The 19,539-nt window shown below is 47.7% G+C and carries 16 protein-coding genes; 13 read left to right on the forward strand and 3 right to left on the reverse strand.

The window, feature by feature from the left end; genetic code table 11:
• The first annotated feature begins 549 nt into the window (after nt 1-549).
• The 5 genes from ACESLK_RS07770 to ACESLK_RS07790 all read left to right on the forward strand — a co-directional run bounded on the left by ACESLK_RS07770 (nt 550) and on the right by ACESLK_RS07790 (nt 5,116).
• Nucleotides 550-879 carry a metal-sensitive transcriptional regulator gene (locus ACESLK_RS07770; protein ID WP_373228631.1) on the forward strand — a complete coding sequence of 110 codons (330 nt, stop codon included), beginning with the start codon at nt 550-552 and terminating at the stop codon, nt 877-879.
• Nucleotides 880-899: 20 nt separating this feature from the next.
• Entirely contained in the window at nt 900-1,100 is a 201-nt protein-coding gene (gene copZ, locus ACESLK_RS07775; protein ID WP_373228632.1) for a copper chaperone CopZ, read from the forward strand.
• An 85-nt stretch (nt 1,101-1,185) separates the two neighbouring features.
• Entirely contained in the window at nt 1,186-3,612 is a 2,427-nt protein-coding gene (locus ACESLK_RS07780; protein WP_373228633.1) for a heavy metal translocating P-type ATPase, read from the forward strand.
• A gap of 19 nt (nt 3,613-3,631) precedes the next feature.
• Nucleotides 3,632-4,468 (forward strand): hypothetical protein, encoded by an 837-nt coding sequence (locus ACESLK_RS07785; protein WP_373228634.1) that lies wholly within the window; start codon nt 3,632-3,634, stop codon nt 4,466-4,468.
• Nucleotides 4,469-4,504: 36 nt separating this feature from the next.
• Nucleotides 4,505-5,116 (forward strand): nitrite reductase, encoded by a 612-nt coding sequence (locus tag ACESLK_RS07790; protein ID WP_373228635.1) that lies wholly within the window; start codon nt 4,505-4,507, stop codon nt 5,114-5,116.
• A 402-nt stretch (nt 5,117-5,518) separates the two neighbouring features.
• Here ACESLK_RS07790 and ACESLK_RS07795 read toward each other — a convergent pair whose 3' ends face one another.
• Together ACESLK_RS07795 and ACESLK_RS07800 are read right to left on the reverse strand one after the other, a co-directional pair.
• A complete protein-coding gene (locus tag ACESLK_RS07795; RefSeq protein ID WP_373228637.1) occupies nt 5,519-7,141 on the reverse strand; it encodes a response regulator in 1,623 nt (540 codons plus the stop codon).
• Nucleotides 7,138-8,922 carry a cache domain-containing sensor histidine kinase gene (locus ACESLK_RS07800; RefSeq protein WP_373228638.1) on the reverse strand — a complete coding sequence of 595 codons (1,785 nt, stop codon included), beginning with the start codon at nt 8,920-8,922 and terminating at the stop codon, nt 7,138-7,140. The genes ACESLK_RS07795 and ACESLK_RS07800 overlap by 4 nt, the downstream gene beginning before the upstream one ends.
• 249 nt (nt 8,923-9,171) lie before the next feature.
• Between ACESLK_RS07800 and ACESLK_RS07805 the strand changes: the two genes are divergently transcribed.
• The 7 genes from ACESLK_RS07805 (at nt 9,172) to ACESLK_RS07835 (ending at nt 16,611) form a co-directional block, all read left to right on the forward strand.
• On the forward strand, nt 9,172-10,008 hold the full coding sequence (locus ACESLK_RS07805; RefSeq protein ID WP_373228757.1) for a carbohydrate ABC transporter permease: 837 nt from the start codon (nt 9,172-9,174) through the stop codon (nt 10,006-10,008).
• Nucleotides 10,008-10,844 carry a carbohydrate ABC transporter permease gene (locus tag ACESLK_RS07810; protein WP_373228640.1) on the forward strand — a complete coding sequence of 279 codons (837 nt, stop codon included), beginning with the start codon at nt 10,008-10,010 and terminating at the stop codon, nt 10,842-10,844. Before ACESLK_RS07805 ends, ACESLK_RS07810 begins: the two co-directional genes overlap by 1 nt.
• A 122-nt stretch (nt 10,845-10,966) precedes the next feature.
• On the forward strand, nt 10,967-12,283 hold the full coding sequence (locus ACESLK_RS07815) for an ABC transporter substrate-binding protein (RefSeq protein ID WP_373228641.1): 1,317 nt from the start codon (nt 10,967-10,969) through the stop codon (nt 12,281-12,283).
• 30 nt (nt 12,284-12,313) lie between these two features.
• Nucleotides 12,314-13,135 carry an alpha/beta hydrolase family protein gene (locus ACESLK_RS07820; RefSeq protein WP_373228643.1) on the forward strand — a complete coding sequence of 274 codons (822 nt, stop codon included), beginning with the start codon at nt 12,314-12,316 and terminating at the stop codon, nt 13,133-13,135.
• 55 nt (nt 13,136-13,190) lie between these two features.
• Complete coding sequence (locus ACESLK_RS07825; RefSeq protein WP_373228644.1) at nt 13,191-14,507, forward strand: ABC transporter substrate-binding protein; 1,317 nt, start codon at nt 13,191-13,193, stop codon at nt 14,505-14,507.
• A 110-nt stretch (nt 14,508-14,617) separates the two neighbouring features.
• Nucleotides 14,618-15,721, forward strand: a complete 1,104-nt coding sequence (locus ACESLK_RS07830; RefSeq protein WP_373228645.1) for a Gfo/Idh/MocA family protein — start codon at nt 14,618-14,620, stop codon at nt 15,719-15,721.
• 41 nt (nt 15,722-15,762) lie between these two features.
• The gene (locus tag ACESLK_RS07835; protein ID WP_373228647.1) at nt 15,763-16,611 is read left to right on the forward strand and encodes a sugar phosphate isomerase/epimerase family protein; all 849 of its coding nucleotides are present in this window, start codon (nt 15,763-15,765) and stop codon (nt 16,609-16,611) included.
• Between the two features lie 164 nt (nt 16,612-16,775).
• On the opposite strand, the gene ACESLK_RS07840 is transcribed toward ACESLK_RS07835, so the two are convergent.
• Nucleotides 16,776-18,140, reverse strand: coding sequence for an amidohydrolase (locus tag ACESLK_RS07840; protein ID WP_373228649.1), 1,365 nt, complete (start codon nt 18,138-18,140; stop codon nt 16,776-16,778).
• A gap of 224 nt (nt 18,141-18,364) precedes the next feature.
• Here ACESLK_RS07840 and ACESLK_RS07845 point away from each other — a divergent pair, with 224 nt between their 5' ends.
• On the forward strand, nt 18,365-19,522 hold the full coding sequence (locus tag ACESLK_RS07845) for a BMP family ABC transporter substrate-binding protein (protein ID WP_373228652.1): 1,158 nt from the start codon (nt 18,365-18,367) through the stop codon (nt 19,520-19,522).
• Nucleotides 19,523-19,539: the final 17 nt, after the last annotated feature.

A 19,539-nucleotide genomic window follows, 5' to 3' on the forward strand; every position in this document is an offset into this window, starting at 1 on the left:
CTGAATAGCGGTTTTTTTTCTACGACGGCACAATCTACGAACATAACTTTCTCGCTGTTCCTAGGTGAGCTATAGCATGCTTTATGGAGTACACCACTTACGAGGCGCTCTCATTGTTACATTTTTAGGCTATCGATTAATTTTGGACAGTTTTAATGTGAACGTACACATGCTGGGAATGTATATGATTTCACGCATACATATACAGAATCCGGGCTCAAATCGCGTTTTATGTATGAAATTTCGCATAGGTCGACTGGTTCGATGTGTGTGCTGCTCATTTGTATGATTTTTCGCATACATTTTGTGGTCTCCCGTAGATTTCCGAAGTTATGAACTATTAATCGACAGCCTCATTTTGCGACAATGATGAGACGACTATTAGTTTCGTTCTCCTACGAAGGTGCTTGAATACAGTCCGTTGTCTCTCTGCGAACATCAATAGATCTTTCAAAATTCTTATAGAAAATGGGGTTTTCTCCCATCATAAAAATGTATTTGACATACCATATGGGGGTATCCTATAATCTAATCAAGAGGTGACATAAGATGGAAAATTCGAATGATATGCATGATGAAGAATGTTGTTCGAGCGATGGTGAAAGAAAGAGCCATCATTCGGATAAAATGAAATCAAATCTTATTTCTAGATTAAACCGAATTGAAGGCCAAATTCGTGGCATCAAGGGACTTATCGAGAAGGATACTTATTGTGATGACGTCTTAAATCAAATCGCTGCCGCTCAGTCTGCACTAGGTAGTGTGGGCAAGTTATTGCTCGAAGGCCATATGAAGAGTTGTGTCGTCGATAGAATCCAATCTGGCGATCATGAAGTCATCGAAGAGTTGCTGATAACGGTAAACAAATTAATGAAATAAACAATATGGAGGGATTTAGAATGACTAATGTCACTTTAAATGTACAGGGAATGTCATGCGGGCATTGTGTGAATTCGGTGGAAGGTGCATTAAAAAAACTAGGTACTGTTGCCAAAGTGGACCTTGCAAGCAATTCGGTAACTGTAGATTATGATGAGACAAAAGTTTCGGCTTCTGCAATCAAAGAGGCAATAGAAGATCAAGGTTACGATGTCATATAACTTCATCCGGAGTCATCAGTTGATGGCTCCATCTTTTTGAAATTAATTATACCCTATATGGGTATAATGGATAGGGGTGATAACAATGAGTACAAATGAATCCGTGCCAAGCGAACAAACAACATTACAAATTACGGGAATGACTTGTGCAGCTTGCGCAAACCGAATTGAGAAAGGGCTAAACAAGCTTGACGGTGTAACCCAAGCCACTGTGAATTTTACTTTGGAACAGGCATCTGTCAGTTATGATCCTGGTAAAGTGGACCTAAGCAAGCTTGAGCAGAAAGTTCAAGATCTCGGTTATGGCACTGCGAAAGAATCTGTTGATTTTGATATAAGCGGTATGACATGTGCGGCTTGTGCGACTCGGATTGAGAAAGGGCTGGGTAAGCTGGCTGGAATTCATAAAGCAACCGTAAATTTAGCTTTGGAAACGGCTCACGTAGAATTCAATCCTTCAACTCTCACGATTCCCGATATGATCAAGAAAGTAGAACAGCTTGGTTACAAAGCGAAACCCAAAGAAGAACAGAAGGATGCAGGCGATCGCCGGCAGCACGAAATCTGTAAACAGAAACGCAAGCTGCTGATTTCCGCTCTTTTGTCCTTGCCCCTCTTATGGGCTATGGTAGGCCATTTTACTTTCACTTCATGGATTTGGGTTCCAGAGCTCTTTATGAATCCTTGGTTCCAGCTGATCGTTGCGACCCCTGTTCAATTTGTCATTGGCAAACCATTCTACATCGGCGCTTATAAGGCATTGCGTAACCGGAGCGCTAATATGGACGTTCTCGTAGCTCTTGGTACTTCGGCAGCTTACTTCTATAGTCTATATTTAACTTTGCAATCCATCGGAAATCTTCACCACCAGGTTGAGATGTATTATGAAACGAGCTCAATTCTAATTACCCTGATCATCATGGGTAAATTATTCGAAGCAATGGCCAAAGGACGTTCCTCAGAAGCAATTAAAACCCTTATGGGATTGCAAGCCAAAACTGCCCTTGTCATTCGAGAAGGTCAAGAAATTAGTATACCTATAGAAGAAGTTATTGTTGGAGATGTAATTCTCGTGAAACCGGGGGAGAAAATTCCGGTAGACGGCGAGGTCGTCGAGGGAGTATCAGCCGTTGACGAATCAATGCTTACAGGTGAAAGTATCCCCGTAGAGAAACGCGGAGGAGATCCGGTGATCGGCGCTGCCCTAAACAAAAACGGAGTCTTGAAAATTCGGGCAACCAAAGTCGGTAAAGAGACGGCTCTATCCCAAATTATTAAAGTCGTCGAAGAAGCGCAAGGTTCCAAAGCACCTATCCAGCGTATTGCAGATGTTATTTCGGGTATCTTTGTCCCCATTGTCGTAGGAATTGCATTAGCTGCATTCTTTGTCTGGTATTTTGGAGTAGATACTGGTAATTTCTCAGGTGCATTGGAGAAAGCGATAGCCGTGCTCGTTATTGCCTGTCCTTGTGCGCTTGGTCTTGCAACACCTACCTCGATTATGGCGGGCTCCGGACGCGCTGCCGAACTCGGCATATTGTTCAAAGGCGGGGAGCACCTTGAAACTACTCACCGAATTAATACGATCGTGCTCGATAAGACCGGGACGGTCACCAAAGGGAAGCCGGAACTTACGGATATCGACGTCATGCAAGGATGGAATCGTGAAGATCTGCTTGCATGGATTGGCTCCACTGAGCGCAATTCAGAACACCCCCTTGCTGAAGCCATTGTAAAAGGGATCCAAGGCCAAGGAATTACATTGCCGGTAACGGAATCGTTCGAAGCGATTCCAGGGTATGGAGTTCTGGCTGTGGTTGAAGGTAATCAATTGCTGATAGGAACCCGTAAGCTTATGGGTAAATATGGTGTAGATGTTGATACGGCGCTTTCTCGGATGAGTCAGCTTGAAGTAGAAGGCAAAACCGCCATGCTTGTCGCGGTAAATGGAACTTATGCGGCGATGGTTGCTGTTGCAGACACCATTAAAGAGACGTCCAAACAGGCGGTTTCCAGGCTTCAAAGCTTAGGACTTCAAGTCATAATGATTACAGGCGACAATGAACGTACCTCAAGAGCGATCGCGAATGAGGCGGGTATCACAGATGTATTCGCTGAAGTTCTGCCAGAGGGCAAAGCCATTGAAGTTAAGAAGCTTCAAGCCGCCGGGAAAAAGGTTGCAATGGTCGGCGATGGAATTAACGATGCACCAGCCCTTGCAACAGCGGATATTGGTATGGCGATCGGAACAGGTACTGATGTAGCAATGGAAGCAGCAGATGTTACTCTCATGCGCGGTGATTTGAATAGTATCCCAGATGCCATCTTCTTGAGTCGAAAAACAATGCTAAACATTAAGCAAAATCTGTTTTGGGCGCTTGCCTATAATGTTATTGGTATTCCGATTGCAGCTATCGGTTTTCTCGCTCCATGGGTTGCGGGAGCAGCCATGGCACTAAGCTCGGTTTCAGTTGTCCTTAATGCGCTTCGTTTACAAAGAATAAAGCTCTAAATCGATGGAGGGTATCACAATGAAACGACTTTCTCTCGTATTGTTAATCGTAGTTTTTGTATTTTTAACCGCCTGTTCCAAACAAAATAGCAATAACCAGATGGAACATGGCAGCAACGGAATGGATCACGGATCACATGCAGAGAAGGGTTCGACAAGCGCCGCACAATCAACAAGTGCAGTTTGGACGCTTTCGACTGAAAATCCGAAGCCGAATACAGATACTGCCATCACGATTCAAATTCAAGATAACGAAGGTAAGCCAATCGATAAGTTTGATATCAACCATGAGAAGAAGATGCATTTAATTGTTGTGAGCAAAGATTTATCTTTCTTCGACCATATTCATCCTGAATACACAGGTGACGGCAAATTTGTAGTGACTACTCAGTTCCCGGATTCAGGCGACTACAAGCTGTTTGCGGACTATGTCCCAACTGGCAGTTCAGCGACATCCCAAAGTGAATGGGTGTCTGTCAATGGAACTGCTTCAGAACTTACCGAGATTATTCCGGAAACAAACTTCGTTAAGACGATTAACGACATTAACATTACGTTATCCTTTGATCATTTAATGGCTGAAAAGGACTTGAACTTAACGTTTAACATGGTGGATGCAAAAACGAAAAAGCCCATTACTGATTTACAACCCTATCTGGGTGCCGTAGGCCATGTGGTCATCATAAGTGCGGACGCTGAGCAATATTTACACGTTCATCCTACGGATGAGAAAGCGAAAGGACCGGATGCACAGTTTATGACGAAATTCCCAAAGAGCGGTCTTTATAAAATATGGGGGCAATTTCAACGGAATGGTAAAACCTTTATTGTACCTTTTGTCGTAAATGTTCCTTAAGCTGTATATAAGCTAAGCAAGCAGGAGGAGAAGAGGATGAAGATCGCGGTTGCACCCCCTATTGGGGTCGGGGGAAGTTTATTCACTGCAGAGCAATGGAAGTCCATAAGTGACGTACTCCGAGCAGATGCAAAAATTGAATTTACCACATTTAAGCAGCTGTATATCGATATCGAAGAAGATCATTTTAATGAAACGAAAGAAAAACTCATTGAAGCAGGTTTAGAGGTATATCCGACCGGTTTCTTCTCAAAAAACTTAAATGCTTGTAATTTCTGTAGAGGCGCGGAAGAAGCAGGGCTTTCCGTTGCTCTTAAATTGAACGAAATCGTCGCAGGTCATGTGGTTCCTAACCCGCTGAAAGTTGGGTACGCAGGTTGTGCGAATGCGACTAGCGAGCCGCTTTTCAAAGATATCGGGATCGTCAAGATGAAAGACGGGTTCAATATTTACGTGGGTGGGGAAGGGAAATCGATCAAAGCCTCATTAGCCCAAATACTGTTCGAGAATGTTCCTGAAACTCGATTAATTCCGATAGTTGAGAGACTGATTTCCTATTATCAGGAGAACGGCAAGACTAAGGAGAAATACTCCCGCTTTATCCAGCGGATGACCTTGGAGCGGCTCAAGGAAGAAATGGCGCCTTAAAGCAGAAAGGGATTGTTGACGGCTTCAAACTGTTTACAACTGCAATACTAAGCGCCAAGGAGGATTTGAATAATGAACCATAAGTCACAAATATGATGGCTGCCATGTCTGCGGTTGTTTGGATAAGAAGGACAATGATTGTTATTACTTTAATTATGATTCTATATTCGTTATATCGTTTAATAAGCCATCGTAGTAAACAAATTTGGATCCTGATTTTCTCAATCGTTTCCATGGTGCTTTCGTTGGGGTTTATTGCTTATACCTTAATCCAATATGGGTGGTAGGGAAGAGACCCCTGCTTATCAGGTAGCGGCACATCTCCGGCAACCTGGCCGGATACGAGATGTTCCTTGATCTACCAGCACCGATAGAGCGAGGTTTTATGCACGTCTAGCTTCGTTAAGACGAAAGTCCGCTGATTTTGCTACGGTATAAATTCGGGGGCATTTTCTCGATCTTTTTGAACACACGGCTGAAATATTTTTCATCGCGGTAACCGATCATTAGCGCGATTTCCGAAATTCGCAGGGAGGGATTAAGCAGCAGAACTTTGGCTTTCTCGATACGGATCCGGTTCGTATAATCCGTGATCGTCTCGCTGAACTCCTGTTTGAATCGGCGAGAGATATGCTCTTTGTTCAAATAGAAGCGATCGGATATTTCTTGCAGGGGAATATCTTTCCAGTAGTTCGCCTGCAGGAACAGGGCGATATCCTTCATGATGTTAAGCTGCCTGGATTGGCGAGATTGAATGAAGGCGTGCTGAAGCCGGATCAGATCCTCTCCCAGAGCGTCTTCCAATGATGATAGGTCGATATTGCCTGACGCATTCAAGGGAATCTGTAGAGCTGTGGGCGCCGAACGATGCCCGGCTCCGGAATCGTCATTATAGAAGCTGTCTAGCCAACGTTCCTTGACCATTTTATATTCATCCAGCCACCGACGCAGATGAAGCAAACCGATCCCCTTGAGCCCCTGTAAATATTCCGTCCACTTGCGAACCGCGATTCGCACCTGCTCTTTATTGCTGCTCTTCAGCGCGGTAAGGATGTTTTCTTCGAAAGGATCGAAGCGCAAACGGCCGGAAACGTCCGCTGCGGACTCCGAATATAGGTGGATTCGCCGTTCCGCGGTCAACATATTTCGGCGGGACAGCGCGTGGATCGCTTCCTCGTAGGATTGGTACAAGCAAGCCGGAAAATCCGTCTTCGAGCCAATGCCGATGTGCATGCCTGCCTCCACGGCGGCTCCCGCGTGACGGTGCGCAGCTTCAGCGAGAAAATCCATCCGATCCAGGTTTTTCCAGGTCAGAACGACGATCTCCGAGTGATGATTCCAGTTCTTGAAAGCGACCCCGCATTGCTTGTCCGGGAGAGCGGCGTTAAACCGTTCCAACCATGCGGCCAGATGCGCGTTCAAATCCGCTTCGGCAGGCGGAACCATTCCCGGCTCCCAAGCATTGAACCGGACGATGGCCGCACGTCCCGAAGAGGCTTGAACCAGGCCGGGCAAAGCTCTGATCAAGGTTTCGGGAATGGCGGGAACGCCCCGTTTGACCAACAGCTCAGATAACGTCTTGTCCCGATAGAGGAGCTTGAGCTCTTGCATTTCCTCTTCAAGTTTTTTGCTTTCTTCCCATTTCAGCTCGGTCCTGCAGTATTCGACAGCTTTGCCCAAAGCATTCTGAAGCTGCTGCCGATCCACAGGCTTTAGCAAATAATCGATGCCTCCGCTTCTCATCGCATGCTGAATAAATTCAAAGTCGTTATATCCGCTGACAACTATAAATTTGTGCTTACGGGAATTTTGGGCCTGCATCCGCTCCATAAGCTCGAACCCGTTCAGGAGAGGCATCATAACGTCTGTAATGATAACTTCCGGGTTCTGTTCCTGGATAAGGGTCAAAGCGGAACTGCCGTTGTCGGCTTCCAGCACGGTATCGATGCCCAAAGCCTGCCAGTCTGCCAGCAGCCGAATGGATTTGCGGACGTGCTGCTCGTCATCGACAATCAATGCCTTCATGCCAGTTCCTCCTTCAATTGTTCGATCGGAATGACCAACGTGACCGTCAATCCATTAGGAACTGCAGACTTCAACCGAATTCTGGCCTCAGGGCCGTAATAAAACCGCAGGCGTTCCGCCACGTTGCGCAAACCGATGCTTGATCCGGCAGTTTTCCCGGTTTCATGATCGGAATTCAAATAGTCCTCCATTTGCAGCAGGCTTCTCTCCGCCATTCCCGTTCCGTTATCTTCGACAGTCAAGTGGAGCGCGTCTCCGAAGATGCGGGATTTCAAGATCAGCATGCCGTTTTCAATCAAAAGGTTATGCTTGAAATAGTTTTCTACGATGGGCTGCAAGGTCATTTTGGGAATTTGCAAATTCCACGAATCCGCATCGATCTCGATCCGGAATCGGAATTGATCTTGATATCGCTGCTGTTGAAGGTGCAAATAATGATGCGTAAAGTCAGCTTCTTGGTCCACCGTTACGAGAATTTCCTTGTTATTCATATTGTAGTACATCATTTGGCCAAGCGCCGAGATCAAAGTATATATTTTCGGCACATTCGCTTCAAGCGCCTCGCTTCCGATGGATTGGAGCGCGTTATTCAGGAAATGCGGATTGATTTGGGCTTGCAGCGCTTTGATTTCGCTTAATTGGTTGGCCAATTTGATTTTGTACTCGCTGCGGATCAGATCGTTGATCGTATCCATCATCGTTTGAAATCGATTGGCAAGTACGCCGATTTCGTCCTGTCGATCGAGGCGGATCGAGGCGTTGAACTGGCCGGTTTGGATACGGTTCATATGGCGGATCAGCCGAAGGATCGGCGAAGAGAGATTGAGCGATACGATGAGAATGGCGCCCATGGCTACCGCTAGAAATAGCAAGGCGATCGTAGAGTTCAGCAGCGTAATCCGATGCGCCTTGGCGTAAAGCACCTTTGCGGAAATTCGTTTCACCAGAACAAACGGGTGGTTCCCCGCCTGAATTTTCTGAAAAAACAGAATGCCGGAAAAGCTGTCCTCCTTGATGGAAAAGGAACCTACTTGGGCAGAAAATTCAGAAATTCGTTGGGTAACGGAATTGTGAAAGGTTTCATGAACCGTGGCGGATCCGGATTCATAGAACAAGGCGTCTTGATCATCATATAGAAAAAGATCGCCCGATAAATTGCCGTTAAGGTTACGGAAGATGCGCTGGAAGGCATCGGGTTTTACTTCGATGACCAAATCTCCGATTTTTTCGTTTGTAGGCACTCTGTACAAAGGCCGTTGCAAGGTAATCACAGGAACGGACAAGTAAGAAGACGTCTGATTGACATAATACCCGCTCTCGTGAACGCCCTGAAGCGCGAACGAATAGGGCGTTACTTTCCGGTCAAGCAGGGCGGAACGGCCAGAAGCTTTCTGGAAATTGCCGTTGACCATGAGATAAGAACTGTCGTTGGCCGCGCTGTATAGATAGACCTGTCTTGTTTCATGGATCGACCTGTAAATAGCATGAAGCCGGTTGTAATAGAAATCGTTTCCGATGATGCTCGTCTGACCCGTTAGCAGTCGATAGAAGTCCTCGTCCGAATAGATCGATAGGGAAGCCCTTTGAATGGAATTGACGTAATCGACGATATCCTCTCCGCCTCTGGAGAGAAGGCCCATCGTTTCATCAATCGCTTGCGAATAGAGGAAATTCTTGTTGAAGCGGTAGTTGATGTAGATGGATAATGCGATCGGAATTGTGAGGGAAAGCAGCATCAGGAGGATTAATTGGCGCCTCAAACTTTGTCTGATCCATCTCATGATGAATACCTCCGGATGTATGAAACCAATATATGACATTATGATGTTATATATTGTACCAGAAAAATGGGTTTCTATCAATTAAATTGATATTTGTATCCCCATGGGACAGTGATAATGTCATGAAAGTGCACCTATAACGTTATATCTGTGTGTGTTGGCGGGAGCGAGTAACAGGTATCCTTAGATAGAAAGGAGGAGATTCCTGTGAGAAAAAAGTTGTCCGGGTTATGGCATCAATCGTTTTTTATGGGACCTGCTTTGATTATGTACGTGCTCATCATTGTCGCTCCTTTTATCCTTAGTTTGTATTATTCTATGACCGATTGGAACGGGGTGTCGAGCAAGATAGGATGGGTTGGATTCGAAAACTACAAAACGATTGTGACGAATGACACGGATTTTGCAAGGTCGTTCTGGTTTTCGACTAAAATCACATTCGTCATTACGATTCTGACTAACGTTCTTGGTTTTGCGCTCGCCTATCTCCTGATGAAGCGCTTGAAATTCCGCAATGTATGGCGGACGGTTTTTTTCTTGCCCAACGTGCTGGGCGGCTTGCTGCTCGGTTTTATTTGGCAGTTTATTTTCACCAAAGGATTCGATACGATTGGACAATTAACGAACATTCCGTTGTTCAAGCTTTCCTGGTTGGGTACAGAGGCGACAGCGTTCTGGGGCTTGGTCATCGTCAGCATTTGGCAAGGCATCGGATATGTCATGGTCATCTATATCGCAGGTTTATCCTCTTTGTCCAAAGAGATGCAGGAGGCCGCGGAAATCGACGGAGCGAACGGCTTTGCGATGCTGTTCAGAATCAAGCTGCCGATGCTGATGTCTTCCATAACGGTTTGCTTTTTTCTGACGATCAATTGGACCTATAAGATGTTTGATTTGAATTTTTCCCTGACGAATGGAGGGCCATTTAAATCATCCCAGTCCGTTGCCTTTAATATTTATGTCGAGGCTTTCTCGAACAACAACTACAGTCTGGGTACGGCCAAAGCCGTCCTGTTTTTCCTAGCGGTCGTCCTGATCACCTCCACGCAAGTCTACATAACCAAGCGATTGGAGGTGGAAGCCTGATGAGAGTGGCGCAAAGGCTGCGATCGGGCTTGTTCTGGACGGAGGTCCTGATTTTGCTCCTGGCGATCGTCTTTATGGCTCCGTTTTACTTGGTACTGGTCAATTCCGTCAAGACTGTGGCGGACATGCTGATGAACACGGCTTCCTGGCCCGAGAAATTCGTGTGGGAGAATTATGGCAAAGCCTGGAGAGCTCTCCGATTCCCGACGGCGTTGTCCAACTCGGTATTTATTACCGTGTTCAGCAATATCGGTGTGACGATAATTGCCGCTCTGACAGCCTATCGGATGGTGCGTAAACCGACCAAATTCAATTCGGCGATGTTTTTTGTTTTTGTGGCCTCGATGGTCATTCCTTTCCAGTCGATTATGATTCCGCTGGTGCAAGTGATGCGAACGATCGGACTAACCAATTCACTAAGCGGCGTTGCCGTCACGTACTGGGGTTTGGGTCTTTCGTTCACGATCTTCCTGTTTCACGGATTTATCAAAACGATTTCTTTAGAGATAGAAGAAGCGGCCGTTGTGGACGGCTGCGGCGCGATCGGAGTATTCTGGCGGATTGTCTTTCCGCTGCTGAGACCCATGACCGTCTCGGTCGTTCTGCTCAACACGTTATGGTTTTGGAACGATTTCCTGCTGCCTAATCTGATGCTTCAAAAAGCCGATCAGCGCACGATCCAGACAGCCATGAGCGCTTTTTTCGGACAATTTTTGACCCGGTGGGATTTGGCTCTGCCGGCTCTGGTGTTGGGGACGGCGCCGGCCGTCGTCTTCTTCTTGATCGTGCAACGACAAATTATCGAAGGTGTCTCAGGCGGGGCTGTAAAAGGATAATCTCGAAACACATATTTGTCCACTTCAATGATCAGATGAGTGCGTGTCAAATAACCTGACATCGAGCGATGATAAGAGTGAGTGGATGTAAAATAAACCAACATGAGTGAGGGTGAATCCGTTTGAAAGCTAAGGTGTTGATTGTCTTGATGCTGGCTCTGGTGGCGGCAGGATGCTCAAGCGGAAGCAGCAATGACGCTGCCCCCACGAAGACTAACGCTGCGGAAACTGCGGCAACTCCGGCAACTGCGGCAGCCGAAACCGAATCGGCGAAAAATGTAATCATCCGTATTTTCGATGACAAAGTGGAAATTTCGGAAGCCTTTAACTCGCTGAAGAAAGAGTATGAACAATCCCATCCTGACGTAAAGCTGGAAATCGAGACCCAAGCTGCGGGTCAGCAATACAATACCACGCTCAAGGTCAAATTCACCTCGGGCGAAATGCCGGATATATTCTCGCTCCAACCTTACGGAAGCATGAGTTTGTGGACGGAAGAGCTGGAGGACCTGACCGGCGAATCCTGGATGAATGATGTGCTGGAGTGGGCCAAGCCTGGTATGACATTTGACGGCAAAATATACGGATTCCCTGCTTCCGTCCTCGGGACCGGTTATATCTACAATAAAGACCTGTTTGCAAAGGCGGGAATTTCCAAAGTACCGGTCACATTGATGGAGCTTACAGACGCCGTGAACAAGCTGCAAGCAGCGGGGATCAAGCCCTTCATTGTTCCGTATGGCGATTGGTTCAACCCTGGCGTATTCTCTGCGGATAATCCCATGTCCAAACAAGCGAATTCCGATCAGTTTATTCAAGAATTAAATGCAGGCACCTCAAGGTTTTCGGAAAATCTTATTTTTAAGGATTGGTTGAAAGCCGTTCAATTAGAAGTCAATAATGCCTCCACGGATCCGCTAACCGTCGATTTTAACGGACAAATTACAGCGATGGCGAGCGGTCAGGGTGCCATGACAACGTCGTGCAACTGTGCGCAGCTATTGATCGATCAAGTGACACCAGATATGAATCTGGGCATGATGCCGATGCCGATTAACGACGATGCGGAGTTGAACGACAAATTGCTCATCCAGGTGGGGCAGTATTGGGTGTTGAACACAAAGTCTCAGGTGAAAGCTGAAGCCAAGGAATTTCTGAAATGGCTGGGGACCGATGGATCCAAATACTTGACGGATGAATTCAAGTTCGTACCCGCATTCAAATCCATGAAAGTCGACGAATCCCGAATAGGTCCGTTAGGAGCCGACGTCAAAAAATATATTGACGAGAACAAAGTGCTTGCCGCGACAGCGACGAAATGGCCTGAGGGCATATCGATGGATTTCGGTTCGACGCTGCAAAAGCTTGCAGGGGAAAAGATCGATGCAGAGCAGGCGCTGTCGGAGTTCCAGACGTCCTGGGACAAATTGAAGAAGTAAAGCAAGTTAATACTTGCGGAGGATGAAACGATGGCGGTAGAAACGGATGTAAAGCTTTTGTGCGACAGCTATGAAATCCCGGGTATTCTGGTACTGCCTGAAAGTGTGGATTCTTCAGAGGGCTTTCCTGCAGTGCTGCTCCTGCACGGAACAGGCGGACACAAGGATGAAATCGGAGGCCTGTACAAACGCCTTGCCGATCGGCTGTCGCAGAGAGGGATAGCTTCCTTGCGCATTGACTTCATCGGATGCGGAGACAGCAGCGAACCGCATGTGAATAACAATTTGCACAGTTCAATCCGGAATGTCCATGCCGCTCTGCAGTTCCTTCATGGTTCAGAGCGGATCGACAACTCACGCATAGGATTGGTCGGGTACAGCCAAGGCGGTAGAATTGCGCAAATGGTTGCCGGCCGCGAACCGAATATTAAAGCGTTGGTCACCTGGGCATCCGCATCGGGGAACGGATATGAAAACTTCGGTATGTTCTGGAGCTATCGGAACGAAGCGATGCAAAACGGCCAAGTCATGATCACAACGGTTTTCGGACAGCAGCTGCATCTGGGAAAAGACTGGTTTGAAGCGATTGAACAATCGCGGGCGCTCGACGATATTGCCAACTACCATGGACCATTGCTCGCGCTGCACGGCTCGGAGGACACGCTCGTGCCTCCTGATTTATCCCGCGAGTTGATCCGGCACGCCGGAGGCAATGACATCACGTTGAAAATGATTACGGGCGGAAATCACGGATTTAATGTGTACGATGAACGGGGAAAGTTGGCGGAGAACCAATCGATTGCGGAGGAATTGCTAGAGTTGAGTGCGGATTGGCTGTCCCGGCAGCTTTAAGTCTAGCTGATGGGATTGCAATAATAAAAAACGAAAACAAACGGAGGGTACCCATGTGAAGAAGCTGCATCTGTTCGTAACGATTGGCATCGTAATGGCTCTTATGCTTGCAGGCTGCTCCAACAGCGGCGGAAACAAGGCCGCTACCGAATCGAATTCCCTCAGCACCTCGGCAACAGCATCAGCATCAGCATCAGAACCGGCGAAAAATGTCACGCTTAAGATTTTCAACATCAAGGTGGAAATTGCCGAAGCACTGGGCAAATTGAAGCAAGAGTACGAGAGCACCCATCCCGGCGTGACGCTCGAAATCGACACGCAAATTTCGGACCAGTACGTCACGACGCTGAAATCCAAATTTACCGGCGGAGAAATGCCCGACTTGTTCAACGTTGGCGGATACCGGGAGATGGGCGTTTGGGCCGAACATCTGGAAGACTTGTCGGGCGAGCCATGGATGGCGGATGTCGTGGATTCGGCCAAGCCCGCGGCTACGGTCGACGGCAAAATATATGGCTTCCCGACTGCGCTGGAAGGCGTCGGTTACATCTATAACAAGGATCTATTTGCCAAAGCGGGCATTACGAAGGTACCCGTTACGTTGACGGAGCTGAAGGATGCCGTGAACAAGCTGAATGCGGCTCAAATCACGCCTTTCATCGTTCCTTACGGCAGCTGGTACAGTCCCGGCGTATTCAGCTCGGATAATCCGATGGCCAAACAGTCCGATCCCGATCAGTTTATGGCGGATCTGAGCGGCGGCACCAAGAAGTTCGCCGACAACCCGCTGTTTAAGGATTTTCTGGCTTCCGTGAAATTGGAGCTTGCTAACGCCTACAAGGATCCGCTCACTGTGGATTATAACGGCCAAGTCACCTCTTTCGCCACCAGTCAGGGCGCAATTACCGTCGGCTGCAACTGTACGCAGCCCCTATTCGATCAAGTGACGCCGAATATGAATCTAGGCATGATGCCGATGCCGATCAACGACGATGCTGTGCTGAACGACAAGCTCTTTGTCTCGGTTCCTTATTATTGGGTCATCAGCAAAAGCTCCGCAGTAAAGCCGGAAGCGAAGGAGTTCCTGAATTGGCTCGCGACCGACGGAGCCAAATATATTACCGACGAGTTTAAGTTCGTTCCCCCATTCAAGTCCATGAAAGTCGATCCAAGCAAGTTGGGAAGTTTAGGCGTCGATGTCAAACAATATGTGGATGAGAATAAAGTACTCAGCGGAACTGTGGCGAAGTGGCCGGAAGGCGTCATTGTGGATTTCGGATCTTCTCTTCAGAAGATGGCTTCGAACAAGATCGACGAGACGCAGGTGCTGGCCGAATTCCAGGCTGCCTGGGACAAGCTAAGCAAGAAGTAATCCGGAAAATAAGAAAGGCATATATCGAATGGAACGGCTGCCGCAGGCGGATGCCGGGATGATGTTGATCCCGTACGCTCTGCGGCATGTCTTTCCGGAAGGAGTCAGACATGGAGAAAGTCAAAGTCGGAATCATCGGCTGCGGCAATATTAGTCCGATTTATTTCGAGGCGGGACGGAAATTCGGCATCCTGGACATCGTGGCTTGCGCGGATATCGATATTGAAAGAGCCCGAGCCCGAGCAGAAGAATTCAACATTCCCAGAGCCTGTACGGTCGACGAGCTGCTCGCCGATCCGGAGATTGAAATCGTCATCAACCTGACGATCCCGAAAGCTCATGCCGACATCCATCTTAGAGCACTTGAAGCAGGCAAGCATACTTACGGAGAGAAGCCGCTTGCCGTGAAGGTGGAGGATGGTCGGCAAATCCTCTCCTTGGCGAAAGAGAAAGGTCTGCTAGTCGGCGGCGCTCCGGATACATTCCTTGGGGGCGCGATTCAGACAGCGCGCAAATTAATCGAGGACGGATGGATCGGCAGGCCAATCGGCGCGACGGCGTTCATGGTCGGTCCGGGTCCAGAAAGCTGGCATCCCAATCCGGGTTTCTTATATGAGGAAGGTGCCGGTCCGCTGTTTGACATGGGCCCCTACTATTTATCCGCTCTGGTAAACCTGATGGGTCCTGTACGACGCGTTACCGGATTAGCCCAGATCACTCATCATGAACGTATGATAACGAATCAAACCAACTATGGCATGAAAATACCGGTTGAAACGCCTACCCATATCGCAGGTTTACTTGATTTCGAAATCGGGGCGGTCGGCACGCTGATCACAAGCTTCGATGTATGGGGATCAGAGCTGCCGGATATCGAAATATACGGGACGACCGGTACCTTATCGGTGCCCCATCCGAATTTCTATGATGGAAGTGTGAAGGTGAAGCGCCAAAATCAGATCGGTTTTACTGAAATCCCATTAACGCATGGTTTTACGCAGAACAGCAGAGGGCTCGGTGTGATGGATATGGCTTATGCCATCCGTAACGGGAGGCCGCATCGGGCGAACGGAGACCTTTGTTACCACGTACTCGAAATTATGCACGGGCTCCTTCAAGCCTCACGGGAAGGCAAACATTATGAGCTGCTAAGCACTTGCGATAAGCCGCAGGCTTTCCCTACCGATCTTCCCGAGCACGCGTTGGACGAATAAGCTTAATCTGCATTTATAGGATAAAGAGGAGGAAGAACGCAATGAGTTTGGCTTTTGGACTTCAATTATATTCTGTGCGCGACGAGCTGGCCAAAGATTACGCAGGCACGCTCGAGAAGGTGGCGGAAATCGGTTACCGCTATGTGGAGCTGGCTTTTCATCAAGCGGATCAAACCTTGAATATCGGGGGGATGACGCCTATGCAGTTGAAGGATACTTTGGACCGGCTCGGCTTGAAGGTCGTATCGGCACATATGGACCCGATGGAGAAGTTTGATTGGGATCGCGTGATCGCGTTCAACCAGGAGCTCGGCAATACCGCCATCGGCAAAGGAATCGCCTTCTTCCGAAACATGCAGGATGTGCTCGATACCAGCAGCACCCTGAACAAATACGGCGAGATCTGCAAGAAGAACAATATGCAATTTTATTACCACAATCATTTTCAAGAATTTCAACAGTTTGACGGAAAGTATGTAATGGATCTCCTGCTGGAAAACACGGAGGAGGATTTGGTGAAGATCGAGCTCGACACCTACTGGACGTTACGCGGCGGCGTCGATCCGGTCGAGTATCTCAAGCGGCTTGGCTCGCGTTGCGATCTTGTTCATCAGAAGGATTTTCCAAGAGGGATCGAACCGTTGAATGCATTTGAGATCCTCTCAAACGATGAAGAAATCTCCTACGAACGCTTCCTTGATTTCTGCAAGCCTGAATACTTCGCCGAGATCGGCGATGGGATCATCGACATTCCTCGAATCGTGCAAGAAGTAGGGAAGCTCGGCTTTGCCAAATACATCTTTGTCGAGCAGGATTTGACGACGAAAAACCAGCTGGAAAGCGTTGCTATCAGTTATCGGCATATGTCCAAACTGTTCGCCGGTATGTGACAAACTCGTAATGACAGGATTCAGACCTCCTAACAAAATGACCTGATTGAATAAAACAATTTGGTGTAAAGCACAGGCCTATGCAACAGCAGTATGTGGACTTCAACTTGTACGAAACAGCCTAACGGCAAGAGCGATGCTCTTCTGCTGTTAGGCTGTTTGTTTCAACTTATGGGAAACCGCTTAGGTAAAATGATTTTGCTTCTCGTAATCAAAGCTGCTGCCCGTTCGGAAGCTTCCTTCATGACTTTCTCTTCGTCAATCATGATGATTTTCCGATTACGCATCAGCCATTTGCCAGCACACATGGACGATTCTACGTTAGAGGATTGCATCGCATAGACGATGTTGGCAAGAGGATCGTGCAGCGGGATATTGCCAATCTGGGAAGGGTTAAGCATAATGAGATCGGCCTTCTTTCCTGCCTCAAGTGAACCGATTTCATTGTCCAATCCCAGGCAGGCGGCCCCGTCTATTGTCGCCATCTCCAATATTTTTTCTGCGGGCATCGATTTGGGATTGAGCGTCCTGCCTTTGTGAATAAGGGAGGTCAGGTACATCTCGCTCATCATATCCATTCGGTTGTTGGAAGGAGCTCCGTCCGTGCCGATGGATACGACGATTCCTTTGTCGATCATTTCCGGAATTTTGGCAAAGCCAAGGACGACCTTCATAGCTGCCGCGGGGTTATGGGAAACCTTCACACCATATTGGCGGAATAAGTCAATTTCATTGTCCGAAAGCCATACGCAGTGAACCGCTAAGAAATTCTTGTCCAATACGCCAAGGTGTGCCAAGTGTTCCACGGTTGATCTCCCGCGTGTCTCTCTGACAAACCGATTTTCTTCGTCCACCTCTCCCACGTGCATGTGTATGCCGACACCATAACGATCAGCAAGCTGCTTCGTCCGGACAATGAGGTCATCGGTCGCGTTAAAGATCGTTCGGATGCAAAACCATATTTTAACGCGCCCCTCAGCGGAACCATGCCACTTCTCGATCAGTTCCACTTGCTTCTCCAAGCTCTTATCCGTAGATTCCACCCATTTGCTAGGCAACCCTTCACCCGCATCCATCGTTGATCGGGTGAGAATACCTCTTAAGCCGGCTTCGGTAACGGCCTTAACCATACCGCCGACTTCTTGTCCGCCGGCTTCGGCGAAAGTGGTGACACCCGAACGAATAAGTTCCAAGCAGCAAGCAAGGGAGGAAAAATAGGAGTCTCTCTCTGTCATATTGCTTTCATACGGCCATATCCGCTCGCGGAGCCATGTCAGCAGGTCTACGTCGTCCGCCAAACCTCGAGCAAGCTGTTGAGAAAGATGAACGTGCGTATTTACATATCCGGGGAGAATGATTTTCCCAGAGGCATCTATGATTTCGGCATCCGCGCTGACCGCCAGGGGTTCCACTCGTCCTACGCCAATAATTATGTCCCCCTCTATTAGAATATCTCCTTGCTCGTAGACGTCGCGATTTGAATTCATGGTGACGATATAGCCATTCCGGATCCATACTTGATTGGACATGAATCAAACCTCCTGTTAAATATATGTCACCAAATATAACATAATTACTGATAGAAAATAACATAAACATGATGAAAAGAGGCAGTCCGCACAAGAAAAGGCCATAAATCTAGTGAAAAATACGAACTATATGTCAGATAACTTTACGTCATTGATAACATCTTTTATAATCTTCTTAGAATCTTCAAGAATATACATTTGAGCAGGCGGGAGAGGATTACGAAATGAGAAAAATCATGGGTATTTTCCTTTTTATTACCTTGTTAACGTTAACGGCTTGTTCGGGAAACGCCAACAATGCAGCGACCGAAGGTGCTTCTTCAACGACTGTGAGCGATACCGGCTTGTCCTCCGGTACAGCTTCCGATTTGACGGAACCAAGTCCACCCAAAGATCTTCCGAAGGTTGCGTTCGTATTCGCGACACCGATCGGGGAAACGGGCTGGAACTTTGAAATGGATCGCGGGCGTATCGCCTTAGAAAAAGAACTAGGCGTTGAGACGTTGGCCATGGACAACGTTGCTGAATCGGACGCGAATCGGGTTTTCGAGGAGCTTGCGCAGAACTACGATATTATTTTTGGCACAACGTTCGGTTATATGGATGCGATTGTTACAGCCGCAGAGAAGTACCCTGACGTGAAATTCTTACACGCAACCGGTTATAAAACATTGGACAACTTAGCTACTTATATGGGACGGGAATATCAAAGCAATTATCTAGTAGGGATAATAGCCGGAAAAATGGCGAAGAACAAGAAGATCGGTTATATCGGAACCTTCGCGATTCCCGAAGTCATCTCGGCCATTAACGCCTTCACCTTGGGCGCGCAAAGCGTGAATCCGGATGTCGAGGTATCGGTTATTTGGAGCAACACCTGGTTTAACCCCACTGCAGAGAAGCTAGCAGCCGACACGATGATAGATTACGGAGTCGACGTCCTGGCGGCATACCATGATGCTCCAACTATTCTGCAAGCGGCTGCGGAGAAAGGCGTTTGGGGAAGCGGTAAAGATTCCGACATGAATAAATACGCCCCTGAAACGTATTTGACGAATTTCATTTGGAATTGGAGTCCCTATTTCGTGGAGACTGTTAAGAGCATCATAGACGGCACCTGGAAAACCGGCTCCTACTTCGGAGGCATGAAAGAAGGCATTACCGATATCGCGCCATTCGGCAAAAACGTTCCTCAAGACGTACGGGACCTTGTTGAGGCAAAGAAGAAGGAAATACTCGGCGGTACTTTCGACGTCTTCGAAGGCCCAGTTCTAGATCAAACCGGAGCCGTTCGCGTGAAAAGCGATAAGCCGATCAGCGACGAGGAAATTCTAAGCATGAACTGGTTCGTGAAAGGAATCAAAGGCGAAATTAAAAACTAGGCCGAGAGGTGAGCGGG

The sequence above is a fragment of the Cohnella sp. genome, from assembly GCF_041640265.1.
GTDB lineage: Bacteria > Bacillota > Bacilli > Paenibacillales > Paenibacillaceae > Cohnella.

Excerpts from the sequence above, each read along its gene's own strand:
- ACESLK_RS07790 (WP_373228635.1), top strand. The coding sequence starts at position 4,505 with ATGAAGATCGCGGTTGCACCCCCTATTGGGGTCGGGGGAAGTTTATTC.
- ACESLK_RS07795 (WP_373228637.1), bottom strand. The coding sequence starts at position 7,141 with ATGAAGGCATTGATTGTCGATGACGAGCAGCACGTCCGCAAATCCATT.
- ACESLK_RS07840 (WP_373228649.1), bottom strand. The coding sequence starts at position 18,140 with ATGTCCAATCAAGTATGGATCCGGAATGGCTATATCGTCACCATGAAT.
- ACESLK_RS07770 (WP_373228631.1), top strand. The coding sequence starts at position 550 with ATGGAAAATTCGAATGATATGCATGATGAAGAATGTTGTTCGAGCGAT.
- ACESLK_RS07780 (WP_373228633.1), top strand. The coding sequence starts at position 1,186 with ATGAGTACAAATGAATCCGTGCCAAGCGAACAAACAACATTACAAATT.
- ACESLK_RS07845 (WP_373228652.1), top strand. The coding sequence starts at position 18,365 with ATGAGAAAAATCATGGGTATTTTCCTTTTTATTACCTTGTTAACGTTA.
- ACESLK_RS07810 (WP_373228640.1), top strand. The coding sequence starts at position 10,008 with ATGAGAGTGGCGCAAAGGCTGCGATCGGGCTTGTTCTGGACGGAGGTC.
- ACESLK_RS07820 (WP_373228643.1), top strand. The coding sequence starts at position 12,314 with ATGGCGGTAGAAACGGATGTAAAGCTTTTGTGCGACAGCTATGAAATC.
- ACESLK_RS07830 (WP_373228645.1), top strand. The coding sequence starts at position 14,618 with ATGGAGAAAGTCAAAGTCGGAATCATCGGCTGCGGCAATATTAGTCCG.
- ACESLK_RS07800 (WP_373228638.1), bottom strand. The coding sequence starts at position 8,922 with ATGAGATGGATCAGACAAAGTTTGAGGCGCCAATTAATCCTCCTGATG.
- ACESLK_RS07835 (WP_373228647.1), top strand. The coding sequence starts at position 15,763 with ATGAGTTTGGCTTTTGGACTTCAATTATATTCTGTGCGCGACGAGCTG.
- copZ (WP_373228632.1), top strand. The coding sequence starts at position 900 with ATGACTAATGTCACTTTAAATGTACAGGGAATGTCATGCGGGCATTGT.
- ACESLK_RS07785 (WP_373228634.1), top strand. The coding sequence starts at position 3,632 with ATGAAACGACTTTCTCTCGTATTGTTAATCGTAGTTTTTGTATTTTTA.
- ACESLK_RS07805 (WP_373228757.1), top strand. The coding sequence starts at position 9,172 with ATGGGACCTGCTTTGATTATGTACGTGCTCATCATTGTCGCTCCTTTT.